14 protein-coding genes are annotated in these 12,635 nt (G+C 66.1%); all 14 read left to right on the top strand.

Translation table 11 applies throughout. The features are described from left to right. Window positions 1-43: 43 nt before the first annotated feature. Window positions 44-1,096: a tryptophan--tRNA ligase gene (gene trpS, locus ACO076_RS04135; protein WP_421725466.1), complete on the top strand. Its 1,053-nt coding sequence runs from the start codon at window positions 44-46 to the stop codon at window positions 1,094-1,096. Between the two features lie 42 nt (window positions 1,097-1,138). Continuing rightward, entirely contained in the window at window positions 1,139-1,633 is a 495-nt protein-coding gene (locus ACO076_RS04130; protein WP_421725465.1) for a universal stress protein, read from the top strand. Window positions 1,634-1,717: 84 nt separating this feature from the next. Next, entirely contained in the window at window positions 1,718-2,281 is a 564-nt protein-coding gene (locus tag ACO076_RS04125) for a NifU family protein (protein ID WP_421725464.1), read from the top strand. A gap of 47 nt (window positions 2,282-2,328) precedes the next feature. Then, window positions 2,329-3,000: a tRNA (adenosine(37)-N6)-threonylcarbamoyltransferase complex dimerization subunit type 1 TsaB gene (tsaB, locus tag ACO076_RS04120; RefSeq protein WP_421725463.1), complete on the top strand. Its 672-nt coding sequence runs from the start codon at window positions 2,329-2,331 to the stop codon at window positions 2,998-3,000. Then, the gene (locus tag ACO076_RS04115; protein WP_421725462.1) at window positions 2,997-3,485 is read left to right on the top strand and encodes a GNAT family N-acetyltransferase; all 489 of its coding nucleotides are present in this window, start codon (window positions 2,997-2,999) and stop codon (window positions 3,483-3,485) included. The genes tsaB and ACO076_RS04115 overlap by 4 nt, the downstream gene beginning before the upstream one ends. Window positions 3,486-3,570: 85 nt before the next feature. Next, window positions 3,571-3,954: a Fur family transcriptional regulator gene (locus ACO076_RS04110; RefSeq protein WP_421726666.1), complete on the top strand. Its 384-nt coding sequence runs from the start codon at window positions 3,571-3,573 to the stop codon at window positions 3,952-3,954. Beyond that, window positions 3,951-4,847: a lysophospholipid acyltransferase family protein gene (locus tag ACO076_RS04105; RefSeq protein ID WP_421725461.1), complete on the top strand. Its 897-nt coding sequence runs from the start codon at window positions 3,951-3,953 to the stop codon at window positions 4,845-4,847. The genes ACO076_RS04110 and ACO076_RS04105 overlap by 4 nt, the downstream gene beginning before the upstream one ends. Then, window positions 4,844-6,229 carry a tRNA (N6-isopentenyl adenosine(37)-C2)-methylthiotransferase MiaB gene (gene miaB, locus ACO076_RS04100; RefSeq protein ID WP_421725460.1) on the top strand — a complete coding sequence of 462 codons (1,386 nt, stop codon included), beginning with the start codon at window positions 4,844-4,846 and terminating at the stop codon, window positions 6,227-6,229. Before ACO076_RS04105 ends, miaB begins: the two co-directional genes overlap by 4 nt. A 14-nt stretch (window positions 6,230-6,243) precedes the next feature. Continuing rightward, window positions 6,244-7,248, top strand: a complete 1,005-nt coding sequence (locus ACO076_RS04095; protein WP_421726665.1) for a PhoH family protein — start codon at window positions 6,244-6,246, stop codon at window positions 7,246-7,248. Between the two features lie 2 nt (window positions 7,249-7,250). Further along, window positions 7,251-7,763: an rRNA maturation RNase YbeY gene (ybeY, locus tag ACO076_RS04090; protein ID WP_421725459.1), complete on the top strand. Its 513-nt coding sequence runs from the start codon at window positions 7,251-7,253 to the stop codon at window positions 7,761-7,763. Further along, window positions 7,744-8,850, top strand: a complete 1,107-nt coding sequence (locus tag ACO076_RS04085; protein ID WP_421725458.1) for a hemolysin family protein — start codon at window positions 7,744-7,746, stop codon at window positions 8,848-8,850. Before ybeY ends, ACO076_RS04085 begins: the two co-directional genes overlap by 20 nt. A gap of 84 nt (window positions 8,851-8,934) precedes the next feature. After that, the gene (gene lnt / locus ACO076_RS04080; protein WP_421725457.1) at window positions 8,935-10,473 is read left to right on the top strand and encodes an apolipoprotein N-acyltransferase; all 1,539 of its coding nucleotides are present in this window, start codon (window positions 8,935-8,937) and stop codon (window positions 10,471-10,473) included. A 197-nt stretch (window positions 10,474-10,670) separates the two neighbouring features. Beyond that, the gene (locus ACO076_RS04075; protein WP_421725456.1) at window positions 10,671-11,084 is read left to right on the top strand and encodes a helix-turn-helix domain-containing protein; all 414 of its coding nucleotides are present in this window, start codon (window positions 10,671-10,673) and stop codon (window positions 11,082-11,084) included. A gap of 368 nt (window positions 11,085-11,452) precedes the next feature. Next, complete coding sequence (gene metK, locus ACO076_RS04070; RefSeq protein WP_421725455.1) at window positions 11,453-12,622, top strand: methionine adenosyltransferase; 1,170 nt, start codon at window positions 11,453-11,455, stop codon at window positions 12,620-12,622. The last annotated feature ends 13 nt before the right edge of the window (window positions 12,623-12,635 follow it).

Here is a 12,635-nt window from a genome sequence, read left to right as displayed (position 1 = left end):
TCGCGCCTCCGCGATCCGCCATCCTTGAAACGAGCCTGCATCGATGACCGACTTTTCTCCGCTGGTGTTTTCCGGCGTCCAGCCGACCGGTAACCTCCACCTCGGCAACTATCTCGGCGCCATCACGCGCTTCGTCGAGATGCAGAAGAGCCACGCCTGCATCTATTGCGTGGTCGACATGCACGCGATCACCGTATGGCAGGACCCCAAGGAACTGGCGCGGAACACCCGCGAGGTGACCGCCGCCTTCCTCGCCGCCGGCATCGACCCGGCAGCCCACATCGTCTTCAACCAGAGCCAGGTCGCCGCTCACGCCGAACTCGCCTGGGTGTTCAACTGCGTCGCCCGCATGGGGTGGCTCAACCGGATGACCCAGTTCAAGGAGAAGGCGGGTAAACACCGGGAGAATGCCTCGGTCGGCCTGTTCGCCTATCCGACGCTGATGGCCGCCGACATCCTGGTCTACCGCGCCACGCACGTGCCGGTCGGTGAAGACCAGAAGCAGCATCTGGAGTTGTCGCGCGACATCGCCGCGAAGTTCAATCACGATTTCGCCGAGTCGATCGCCGCGCATGGCTTCGGTGACGCCTTCTTCCCGCTCACCGAGCCGCTGATCACCGGACCGGCGACGCGGATCATGTCGCTGCGGGACGGGACCAAGAAGATGTCGAAGTCCGATCCGTCGGACTTTTCACGGATCACACTGACTGACGACGCAGACGCCATCGCGCTCAAAATCCGCAAGGCGCGGACCGATCCGGAGCCGTTGCCGTCGGAACTCGACGGGCTCAAGGAGCGGCCGGAAGCGGAGAACCTGGTCGGCATCTACGCCGCGCTTGCCGGCGTCACCAGAGAGGAGGTGCTTCGCGATCACGGCGGTTCGCAGTTTTCCGCGTTCAAGCCGGCACTGGCCGACCTGGCGGTGACGACGATGGCGCCGATCGCCGCCGAGATGCGGCGATTGCTGGAAGACCCGGGCCATATCGACGGCGTCCTCACCGACGGCGCTGACCGTGCCCGAGGGCTGGCCGCGGCGACCATGGATGGCGTCAAGGACATCGTGGGCTTCATTCACCGCTCGATCGCGGCCGGCTAATCGGCGGTCGCGATCTGGCGTCGCTTATGGCAGCATTGACAGATGGCAACCAAACGTAAGAGCCGCGCGGAAGGCCACCGGCGCAAGTTCCTTGCGGTGGTCGACGACACGCCGGAATGCACCCGCGCGCTACTGTTCGCCGGCCAGCGAGCGCTGCATACCAGCGGAGCGCTGGTGCTGCTTTATGTGATCGCGCCGAGCGAGTTCACCCAATGGGCTGGGGTCGAGAACATTATGCGGGCCGAGGCGGTCGAAACGGCCGAGGCGGCCCTCGGCAAGGCCGCCGATCTGGTCCGCGAAAACACCGGCCTCGAACCGCAGGTGGTCATCCGCGAAGGCGGACGGGCGGAGGAGGTGATCAAGCTGATCGAGGAGGACGAGGATATCGCCATTCTCGTTCTCGCCGCGGGAACCGACAGCGAAGGCCCGGGGCCGCTGGTTTCCGCGCTGATCGGCAAGGGTGTGGCGACATTTCCGGTGCCGATCACCGTGGTTCCCGGCCATCTCGACGACGAGACGGTGGCCGCGGTGGCATAGGCGCCGGGCGTCGATCTGTTGATCTGGCGGTCCGCCGCGCCTAGATGAAACCCGTTGACCACGCCCCCTTGAAAGGCGCCGATCATGTTCATCCAGACTGAAACAACGCCGAATCCGGCGTCGCTGAAGTTCCTGCCGGGCCGTCCGGTTCTTGGCGACGGCAACGCCGAATTTCGTGACGCCACCGATGCCGAAGCTTCGCCATTGGCGACCCGCCTGTTCGCCGTACCGGGCGTGACCGGCGTGTTCCTCGGCGGCGACTTCATCACGGTCACCAAGGGCGAAGCCGAATGGCCGCACCTGAAACCGGCCGTCCTCGGCGCGATCATGGAGCATTTCCTGTCCGGGATGCCGGTTCTCGATCGTACCCCTGAGCCGACCGCGGACGAAGACGAGTTCTTCGACGAGGCGGACGCCGACACGGTGGCGATGATCAAGGAGCTGCTCGACACCCGCGTGCGCCCGGCGGTCGCCCAGGACGGCGGCGACATCACGTTCCGGGGTTTCCAAGATGGAGTGGTGTTCCTCAACATGCGCGGCGCTTGCGCCGGCTGCCCGTCTTCGACCGCGACGCTGAAGCACGGTATCGAGAACCTGCTCCGCCATTTCGTGCCGGAAGTTCGCGAAATCCGCGAGCGTATGGCCTAGCCGGCCGCAGGGCGTTCAGCGGGGCGGGGCAAGTGGTGTCGCACGCCATGCGTCTGCTTGCCATCGACACGGCCGGGGAACGCTGTTCGGCTGCCGTGGCCGCCGTGGACTCCATCGATTTGATCCTCCGGACCGAGACGATCGGTCGGGGCCACGCCGAGCGGTTGTTTGCGCTTGTCGCCGAAGTGATGGCCGATGCCGGCCTGGACTACGGTCAGCTCGATCGCATCGCCGTCACGGTCGGGCCGGGATCCTTCACCGGACTCAGAGTCGGCATCGCGGCGGCCCGTGGCCTGGCGTTGGCGACCGGTTGTCCGGTGGTGAGCGTGGGGACGCTCGCGGCCGCCGCGGAACGAGCCCGCACCCTTGCCGGCCCGGTGCCGGTGGTTGCCGCCCTCGATGCCCGCCGTGACGAAATCTACGCCCAGGCCTTCGCGGCCGATGGCGCGCCGGTGACCGAGCCGGCGGTTGGCCTGGCCGCCCGGTTCGCGGCCTTGATTGAGGATAACGCGATGCTTGCCGGGTCGGCAGCGGACGTTCTCGCCGATGCGGCGGGCGTTGCCGCCGACCGAATCGCCCATCGGGATGCCGCGCCGGATATCGCCTCTGTGGTGCGGCTCGGGCTTGCCGCGCCCGATCCCGACGGTCCGCCACGGCCGCTCTATCTGCGGCCGCCCGACGCCAAGCCGTCGACCCGCGCTGCCGTGGCCCGACGATGATCGACCTCCTGAATGCCCCGCGGACCGTGGTCGCCGCCTTAGATGCCGCCGATGCGCACATGCTGGCCGACATCCATGGGGAAACGTTCCCGCGGGCGTGGTCGGCGGACGAGTTCGCGGCGTTGCTGGCGGACACGGCCGTGTTCGGGCTCGGGGCACGTCGTCAGGGGCTGTTCTGGCCGGCGCGGCTGGTCGGATTCGTGCTGATGCGGCTTGCCGCCGACGAGGCGGAGGTGCTGACCATCGCGGTCCGCGCGGGTCGCCAGGGCCGTGGATTCGGGCGCCTTCTGATGGACGAAGCGCTCCGCCAGCTCTATCGCGATCGCATCGATGCCTGTTTTCTCGAGGTCGATCGCGACAATCAGGCGGCCGTCCACCTTTACCAACGGCTCGGTTTCGAGACCGTGGGGGAGCGAAAAGGGTACTATTATCGCCCCGATGGGCCGGCTGGGGCGGCTCTTGTCATGCGGCTCAAGCTCCGCTAATCGCCGAAGGCAGGGACGACGCGTTGTGGCCGGAGACACCAAGACCATCAGCCTGGAGGCTGCCTGCGCCGCAAAGGGATTGCGGATGACGGGACAGCGCCGCGTGATCGCGCGGGTTCTCGATTCGGCGACCGACCATCCGGACGTCGAGGAACTCTATCGCCGGGCATCGGCGGTCGATTCCAAGATCTCCATCGCCACGGTCTATCGGACCGTCAAGCTGTTCGAGGACGCCGGCGTCATCGCCCGTCACGACTTCGGCGAGGGGCGGGGGCGGTACGAGGCGATCCCCGAGACCCATCACGACCACCTGATCGATCTGAGGTCCGGCGAGGTGATCGAGTTTCGCGACGAAGAGATCGAGCGGCTGCAACAGAAGATCGCCGAACGGCTGGGCTACAAGCTCGTCGATCACCGGCTCGAGCTCTTCTGCGTGCCGGTGGAGAGAAAAGGTGGCGGCGACACATGAGCGTCCTGCGTACAGCTTCGGTGGTGACCATCCTGCTCAGCTACACCTTGTTGCTGATGCCGATTCAGACGCTTGCCGTGCGTCGCAACTGGCGTTTGGCGGCAAGAATCCCGTGCCACTGGCAGCGGGTCGCCAAGCGTCTCATCGGCCTGCGGGTGACGATCGAGGGGACCCCGGCCAAGCCGCCCCTATTGATCACCGCCAATCATATCTCCTGGCTCGACATTACCGTGCTCGGCAGCGTGCTGCCGCTGTCGTTCATCTCCAAGGCCGAGGTGCAGACCTGGCCGATCCTCGGCACGCTGGCACGGCTGCAGCGCACGGTGTTCATCGACCGCACCCGCCGGTCGCAGACCGCAAGTGCGGCATCGGCGATCGCGCGGCGGGTGGGCGGCGGCGACGTGATGGTGCTCTTCCCCGAGGGAACGACCGGCGACGGCAATCGCATCCTGCCGTTCCGCAGCGCCCTGATCGGTGCCGCCGGCGTCGCCTCCGGCATGGAGACGATCACCGTTCAGCCGGTCGCGGTAACCTATGTCGGCATGCAGGGCATACCCGTGGGCCGGGCCGACCGGCCGAGTATCGCCTGGTATGGCGACATGGATTTCATCGCCCATTTCCGCAATCTGGTCGAACATGGCGCGGTCGATGCGGTGGTCAGTTTCGGCGAGCCGATCACCTTCGACCAGACCACCGACCGCAAGAAGGTGGCGGAGGAATGCTATCAGGCGGTCCGCCGCATGGACGAGGAAGCCAAACGCGGCGCGTCACGTGGCGGTAACCGGGGGCGGCTATTCTCTCCGAAGCAAAAACCCGCTAAGGAAGCGACCCACACGCCAGCGCCGGGCTATCCCGGCGGGCGACGCGAGGAAATCGCCAACCGGGCTTCATGAGCGCCAAGCCGAAACGCGTTTTTGTCAAAACCTACGGCTGCCAGATGAACGTCTACGATTCCGAAAGGATGACGGACGCGCTGGAAGCGGCCGGCTATGCGCCCGTCGCCTCCGCCGACGCGGCGGACCTGGTGCTGCTCAACACCTGCCATATCCGCGAGAAGGCGGCGGAGAAGGTCTATTCCGAAGTCGGACGGCTGCGTCGGTTGAAGGAACAGGCCGCGGCGGACGGCCGGCAAATGCTGATCGGTGTCGCCGGCTGCGTCGCCCAGGCCGAAGGCGAGGAAATCGTCCGTCGGGCGTCCGCGGTCGATCTGGTGATCGGACCGCAGTCCTATCAGCGGCTGCCGGATGCGGTCGCGCGGGCGGCTTCCGGCGAGCGGGTGATCGAGACCGATTTCGCCATTGCCGACAAGTTCGCCGCCCTCGACCGGCCGCACGGAACCCGGCCGAAGCGCTCCTCGGCGTTCCTCACGGTGCAGGAAGGCTGCGACAAGTTCTGCTCGTTCTGTGTCGTGCCCTATACCCGCGGCGCCGAGGTCTCGCGGCCGGTGGACGCGATCGTCGCCGAGGCGCAGCGGCTGGCGGCTGAGGGGGTGCGCGAGGTCACCCTGCTCGGCCAGAACGTCAATGCCTGGCACGGCGTCGGCCCGGACGGACGCGAATGGTCGCTCGGGCATCTCCTGGTCCGGCTGTCGGAGATCCCCGGCCTCGACCGGCTGCGCTACACCACCAGCCATCCCCGCGACATGGACGACGCGCTGATCGCGGCCCACCGCGACCTCGATACGCTGATGCCCTATCTGCACCTGCCGGTGCAGGCCGGGTCCGACCGGGTGCTCGCCGCCATGAACCGACGCCACACCCGGGCCGACTATCTCCGCCTGATCGACAAGATCAAAGCGGCGCGGCCGGACATCGCGATGGCCGGCGACTTCATCGTCGGCTTTCCCGGCGAGACCGATGCGGACTTCGCCGACACGCTGTCGATCGTCGATGACGTCGGCTACGCCTCGGCGTTCTCGTTCAAATACAGCCCGCGACCCGGCACGCCGGCGGCCGAGCGATCCCAGGTACCGGAGGCGGTGAAATCCGAACGGCTGGCGGCGCTTCAGGCTCGCCTCAACGCCGCGCAGGCCGACTTCAACGCCTCCCGGGTCGGCATGGTCGCCGAGGTTCTGTTCGAGAAGGACGGCCGCCATCCGGGCCAGATCGTCGGCCGCTCGCCCTGGCTGTCGCCGGTCCAGGTGTCGGCACCGGCCGCGCTGATCGGATCGATCGCCCGGGTGACGATCACCGATGTCGGCGCCAACAGCCTCTACGGTGTGCTCGCGGACGCCGACCCTGTGGACGGAAAAATTGCCGCGGAGGCGACCGCTTGACCGCGCCGTCTTCCATGTCCGCGGCAAACGCCGACGAGGACGCGCATTTCGTCGTCGCCTTCGACGACAACCGGCTGATCCCGGCCCTGTTCGGCGAATTCGACCGCAACCTGGCGCTGATCGAGCAGCGCCTCGGGGTCGAGGCGATCGCGCGGGGTAACCAGGTGGCGATCTCGGGTTCACCGGAAGCCTGTACCCGGGCGCGGCTCGCCCTCGACATGCTCTATGGCCGGCTGCAGGAAGGGCACGAACTGGTGCCCGGCGATGTCGACGGGGCGATCCGCATGGCCGAGGCGGCCGAAGCGCAGCTCAGCCTGCCGACGCTGGAGCCCAAGGGCCGGCTCGCCATGGCCAAGATTTCCACCCGCCGCCGGACGGTGGTGGCCCGCACCATGACCCAGGACGCCTACATCCGGGCGTTCGACCGGGCCGAACTGGTGTTCGGCATCGGACCGGCGGGGACCGGCAAGACGTATCTCGCGGTCGCCTACGCATCGGCGATGGTCGAGCGCGGCGCAGCGGAACGAATCGTCCTGTCGCGGCCGGCAGTCGAGGCCGGCGAGCGGCTCGGCTTCCTGCCCGGCGACATGCGCGAGAAGGTCGATCCGTATCTCCGACCCCTTTACGACGCGCTCTACGACATGATGCCGCTCGACAAGGTCGAGCGGGGGCTTCAGTCGGGGATGATCGAGGTGGCGCCGCTCGCCTTCATGCGCGGCCGGACCCTGTCGGATGCCATCGTCATTCTCGACGAGGCCCAGAACACCACATCGATGCAGATGAAGATGTTCCTCACCCGCCTCGGCGAGAACTCGAAGATGATCGTCACCGGCGATCCGAGCCAGATCGATCTGCCGCCCGGGCAGACGTCCGGTCTCGTCGAAGCGGTCAAGCTGCTCGACGGCGTCGACGGCATCGCTCGCATTGCCTTCAGTTCAGCCGATGTGGTGCGCCACGCCCTGGTGAGCCGGATCGTCGAAGCCTACGACCGCGCCGCCGCGAAGCCATCGCCGGACTAGGGATGCCGGCGGCCGATCGGGGCGCGACCGGGCTCAGCGTCGAAACGATCTTCGAGGACGACGGATGGGAGACGCCCCACCGCCTTCGCTCGGTGGCAACGAAGGCCGCCATTGTCGCAGCGCGGCGCACCGGCAACCGGCTGACGCCCACGGCCGAACTTGCCATCGTCTTCGCCGATGACGCCATGGTCCGCGACCTCAACCGCCGCTTTCGCGGCAAGGATCAGGCAACCAACATCCTGTCGTTTCCGGCCGGTTCGGGGAATGCGCCATTCGGGCCGCTGCTCGGCGACCTCATTCTCGCCCGCGAAACCATCCGAACCGAATCCGAGACGCGGGGGGTTGTTTTCGAGGCCCATCTTAGCCACTTGATTGTACATGGATTTCTTCACCTGGTCGGTTACGATCATGAAACCGACGCAGAAGCGTTATTAATGGAAGGGCTGGAAACCTCTATTATGGGGGACCTCGGCTTGGCCGACCCGTATTGCGACGATGAACGACAGCAAAACTGAATCGCCCGCGCCGGACCCGGCGCCTGAACCTGACAGTACCAGCCCGGCCAGACCTCCTGCTCAGGAAGGCTGGCTGGAGCGATTGAAGGCGGCCGTCGGCTTGCGCGCCGCGGTTCCCATTCGCCAGGAGATCGCCGAAGCCCTCGACACCGAGGACGCCGTTGCCGGCTTCTCGCCGGAGGAGCGGGCGATGCTCGCCAACATCCTCCGCCTTCGCGAAGTGCGGGTCGACGATGTCATGGTGCCGCGAGCGGACATCGACGCGGTGGAGGTGGGCACCAGCCTTGCCGACCTGCTCGCCGAGTTCCAGCGATCGGGCCATTCCCGCATGCCGGTCTATCGTGAGACGCTCGACGACCCGATCGGTTTCGTCCACATCAAGGACATCATGGATTTCGTTGCGCGCACCGCGGCGGTCGTCCCGGACGCCAAGCCGAACGGCGCCGGCAACGGCGCCAACGGCAGCGGCAACGGGGTCGGCCGGCCCGCCACCGCCTTCGACCTGCCGCGGGTCGATCTGCAGACACCGTTAGCCGAAGTGGATCTGGTCCGAACCCTGTTGTTCGTGCCGCCGTCCATGCCGGTCATGGCGTTGCTGGCGTCGATGCAGGCGACCCGGATGCAGATGGCGCTGGTCATCGACGAATATGGCGGCACCGACGGGCTGGTGTCGCTGGAAGACGTTGTCGAGATGGTGGTCGGCGATATCGAGGACGAGCACGACGGCGAGGCGCGCCAGATGATCATTCCCGATGGCGAGGGCGTGTTCCTGGCCGACGCCCGTGCCGATCTCGACGAAGTGTCGGCCGCCATCGGCTCCGGTCTGGCACCTGGCGAAGAGACAGAAGACGTCGACACGATCGGCGGCCTCGTCTTCAGCCTGCTCGGCCGGATTCCGGTTCGTGGCGAACTGGTCTCGGCGCCGGGCGGCTTCGAGTTCGAGGTTCTCGATGCCGATCCGCGGCGCATTCGGCGGTTGCGGATTTACCGTCGAACCCAGGGTTCGCCGCGCCCGGAGCCGCGGCGCCGCCCACGGCCCACCCGTCCGGAGCCGGACGCAGAGACCGGTGTGACCGACGCCCCTTGACGGCTCCCGACCGGGCCCGTTTGGTCAGTGGCGATGGAGCGAATCGCCGGGAAGATCGCGGGTCTTCGAGGATGGCGCCGGGCGATGCTTGCGTTCGTCGCCGGGGCGCTCTCGTCCCTGGCGATGGCGCCGTTTCACGCCTTTCCCCTTCTGTGGATCACGCTTCCCGTCTTCGTCTGGCTGATCGACGGCACCGGTGACGGCCGCAGGCCTATTGTATCCGCCGCCTTGGTCGGCTGGTGGGTCGGGTTCGGCTATTTCCTCGGCGGTCTGTGGTGGATCGGCGCGGCGTTCCTGGTCGAGGCGGATGAATTCGCCTGGGCGCTGCCGCTCGCCGTTGTCATCCTGCCCGCGGGCCTGGCCCTGTTCTGGGGTGCCGGCGCCGCCCTTGCCGGCGCCTTGTGGACGAACGGCTGGTCCCGGATCCTGCTGTTCGCCGCATCTCTCAGTGCCGCCGAGTGGCTGAGGGGGCACATCCTCACCGGATTCCCATGGAACACGCTCGGCTACGCGATCGCGCCGTCTCCCCTACTGATGCAGACCGCGTCCCTGATCGGGCTGTGGGGTTTGACGTTCGTGGCGCTGATCGTCTTCGCCGCGCCGGCGGCCTGGGACGCCCGAGCCATCGGCCGTCAGCGCGGTGCCCCATGGTTCGCGGCTTTCGCGGCCGGGCTGTTTCTCCTCCATCTCGGCTACGGCGCGGTCCGGCTTTCCACCGCGCCGGATCGCGACACCGGTACGGTGACGATCCGCATCGTGCAGCCAACCCTCGAACAAGACGAAAAATGGGACGCGGCGCAGGAAAGCGAGATTGTGGCGCGATATCTGACGTTGAGTGCGGGTGATCCCGAGACGCCGCTCGACGGGATCGACGTCCTCGTCTGGCCGGAGTCGGCCTTTCCGTTTCTGCTGGCTCAGCGTCCCGACGTGCTTGCGGCGATCGGCGACCTACTGCCGCCCGGCACCACGCTGATCACGGGAGCCGCGCGCGGCGAACCGGCCCGTGGCGAGGCGCCCGGTCGCGTCTTCAACAGCGTCCTGGTGGTGACCGATGACGGCGAGATCGTCGGGGCTTACGACAAGGTGCGCCTGGTCCCTTTCGGCGAGTTTCTGCCGCTGGCCGATGTTCTAAGGAGCCTTGGCCTGCGTCAGGTGGTGGCGCTGCCCGGCGGCTTCGCGCCGGGGTCACAACGTCTGACCATGGCGCTGGAGAGCGCTCCGTCGTTCAGTCCCCTGATCTGCTATGAGATCGTTTTCCCCGGGGCGGTGACGGCTACCGCGGTGCGCCCCGCGTGGCTGCTCAACCTCACCAATGACGGCTGGTTCGGCGATACGCCTGGTCCTTATCAGCACTTCCACCAGGCCCGGCTCCGCGCGGTCGAAGAAGGACTACCGGTGATCCGCGCCGCGAACACCGGCATCTCGGCGGTTGTGGATGCCTTCGGACGGGTGCAGAATGAACTGGGGTTGGGCAAACGAGGGATCGTCGATGGCGTTTTGCCCCCTAACCTTTCCACAACCATCTTTGTCCGCGCGGGCGACATTCCATTTCTTGTGATGTTGGTTCTCGCGCTGTCCATAGCTGGCTATGTCAAATTTACCTTTAAGTTGAGGAAAAATTGACAGAAACGGTTGGCGTATGCTCTACCCGCCCTAAGTCCGACAAATCCGGGGGAAGAGATGTCGGTGTTCATATTTATCGTATGAACCGCCGTATTTCACTTTCCGGAACAAGGGTATTCACCCACTAGTTTTCACCGCGGAGTTTTCCGCAGACATCAAAAGAGCCGTTGTAACGGCAGCTAAAACAGAGGGGCCTCATGGCCAACAAGAAACAACCCAACCCCATCGACATTCATGTCGGTAGCCGTGTCCGTCTTCGCCGCATGATGCTTGGCATGAGCCAGGAAAAACTCGGCGACGCCCTCGGCATCACGTTCCAGCAGATCCAGAAGTATGAAAAGGGCACCAATCGCATCGGCGCCAGCCGGTTGCAGAATATCGCCCGCGTATTGAACGTGCCGATCTCGTTCTTCTTCGAAGACGCACCCGGTGCGGACCCCGCGCCGACGGGGATGGCCGAGCCGCAGTCCGCAAGCTTCGTTGTCGACTTCCTGTCGAGCGCCGAAGGCATCCAGCTCAACAAGGCGTTCGTCAGTGTCAAAGACGCCAAGGTTCGACGAAAGATCATCGATCTTGTCCGCGCTGTCGCCGGCAAGGACGACACTGAGTAACCCTCCTCGTGTTCCGGGGCGCCGCCCCGAACGCACCTGATCCACATCGATGGCCCGTTTGGGCCGGACCCGGTCCGGCCGCGCTAGTGGTTCGACTCCGACATTTGCTGCCCCCTGCAACACCCGTTCGCGCAAATGTCGGAGTCACAGGAACCACTGGTAAGTTTATGATCTCTAGTGGAACGTCTGAATTTGACATTTGAGCGAGAGTCTCGCAGCAAATGGGACTCAAATGTCAAATTCGTTCCACTAGCGCATTGTGTGGTGGAAACGGTTGACCGGCGTTGGCCCGGCTGCGTAGAACGTCGCGCGTTTACCCGCCGGGCCGATCGCCGGCCTTCCAATTCCAAGCCGAAGGGGCCACGTCTTTGCCGCGCTCTTCCTATCTGTTTACCAGTGAATCCGTTTCCGAAGGCCACCCCGACAAGGTGTGCGACCGTATTTCCGACTCGATTGTCGACGCCTACCTCGCAGCCGAGCCCGAAGCCCGCGTCGCCTGCGAGACGCTGACGACCACCAACCGGATCGTCATTGCCGGCGAAGTCCGGGGCCCGCAGGCGGTGTTCGAGGATGTTCCCCAACTCGCCCGCCAGGCGATCCGCGACATCGGCTACGAGCAGGAAGGGTTCCACTGGCAGAACGCCGATGTCGAGAACCTGCTGCACGATCAGTCGGCCGATATCGCGCAAGGGGTCGACGCCAGCGGCAACAAGGACGAAGGCGCGGGCGACCAGGGCATCATGTTCGGCTATGCCTGCCGCGAAACGCCGGAACTGATGCCGGCGCCGATCTTCTACGCCCACCGCATTCTCAAGCTGATGGCCGAGGCCCGGCGGTCCGGAGCGGAACCGGTGCTTGGCCCCGACTCCAAGAGCCAGGTCACCGTCGCTTATGCGGACGGCAAGCCGGTCAAGGCGACGTCGATCGTCGTCTCGACCCAGCATCTCGACGAGTCACTGACGTCCGACGACGTGCGCGGCATCGTCGAGCCCTATGTCCGCGAGGCGCTGCCGACCGAATGGATCAACGGCACCACCGACTGGCACGTAAACCCGACCGGCAAGTTCGTGATCGGCGGACCGGACGGCGACTGCGGCCTGACCGGACGCAAGATCATCGTCGATACCTATGGCGGGGCGGCGCCCCATGGCGGCGGTGCCTTCTCGGGCAAGGATCCGACCAAGGTCGACCGGTCGGCTGCTTATGCCGCCCGGTACCTGGCCAAGAATGTGGTGTCGGCGGGCCTCGCCGACCGCTGCACGATCCAGCTGTCTTATGCCATCGGTCTCGCCAAGCCGCTGTCGATCTATGTCAACCTCCACGGCACCGGCAAGGTCGACGAGGAGTCGATCGAGCGGGCGCTGGCCGAGGTCATGGACCTGACCCCACGCGGCATCCGCCACCATCTCGGTCTCAACAAGCCGATCTACGCGCGGACCGCCGCCTACGGCCATTTCGGCCGACCGCCCGAGGACGACGGCGGGTTCTCCTGGGAACGGGTCGACCTGGTCGACGATCTGAGCGCCGCGATCCGCTAGCCGGCCTGCCGGT

This window comes from Bauldia sp. (genome assembly GCF_965232525.1).
Taxonomy (GTDB): domain Bacteria; phylum Pseudomonadota; class Alphaproteobacteria; order Rhizobiales; family Kaistiaceae; genus Bauldia.
Note: the sequence above shows the minus strand (reverse complement) of the source record. Positions and strands in the feature narration are given on the sequence as shown.

Bases quoted from the DNA above. Each gene is read 5' to 3' on its own strand.
- ACO076_RS04075 (WP_421725456.1), top strand. From the start codon at position 10,671: ATGGCCAACAAGAAACAACCCAACCCCATCGACATTCATGTCGGTAGC.
- ACO076_RS04105 (WP_421725461.1), top strand. From the start codon at position 3,951: ATGAGCGTCCTGCGTACAGCTTCGGTGGTGACCATCCTGCTCAGCTAC.
- ACO076_RS04085 (WP_421725458.1), top strand. From the start codon at position 7,744: ATGAACGACAGCAAAACTGAATCGCCCGCGCCGGACCCGGCGCCTGAA.
- ACO076_RS04130 (WP_421725465.1), top strand. From the start codon at position 1,139: ATGGCAACCAAACGTAAGAGCCGCGCGGAAGGCCACCGGCGCAAGTTC.
- ACO076_RS04125 (WP_421725464.1), top strand. From the start codon at position 1,718: ATGTTCATCCAGACTGAAACAACGCCGAATCCGGCGTCGCTGAAGTTC.
- ybeY (WP_421725459.1), top strand. From the start codon at position 7,251: ATGCCGGCGGCCGATCGGGGCGCGACCGGGCTCAGCGTCGAAACGATC.
- trpS (WP_421725466.1), top strand. From the start codon at position 44: ATGACCGACTTTTCTCCGCTGGTGTTTTCCGGCGTCCAGCCGACCGGT.
- ACO076_RS04110 (WP_421726666.1), top strand. From the start codon at position 3,571: ATGACGGGACAGCGCCGCGTGATCGCGCGGGTTCTCGATTCGGCGACC.
- tsaB (WP_421725463.1), top strand. From the start codon at position 2,329: ATGCGTCTGCTTGCCATCGACACGGCCGGGGAACGCTGTTCGGCTGCC.
- lnt (WP_421725457.1), top strand. From the start codon at position 8,935: ATGCTTGCGTTCGTCGCCGGGGCGCTCTCGTCCCTGGCGATGGCGCCG.
- miaB (WP_421725460.1), top strand. From the start codon at position 4,844: ATGAGCGCCAAGCCGAAACGCGTTTTTGTCAAAACCTACGGCTGCCAG.
- ACO076_RS04115 (WP_421725462.1), top strand. From the start codon at position 2,997: ATGATCGACCTCCTGAATGCCCCGCGGACCGTGGTCGCCGCCTTAGAT.
- ACO076_RS04095 (WP_421726665.1), top strand. From the start codon at position 6,244: ATGTCCGCGGCAAACGCCGACGAGGACGCGCATTTCGTCGTCGCCTTC.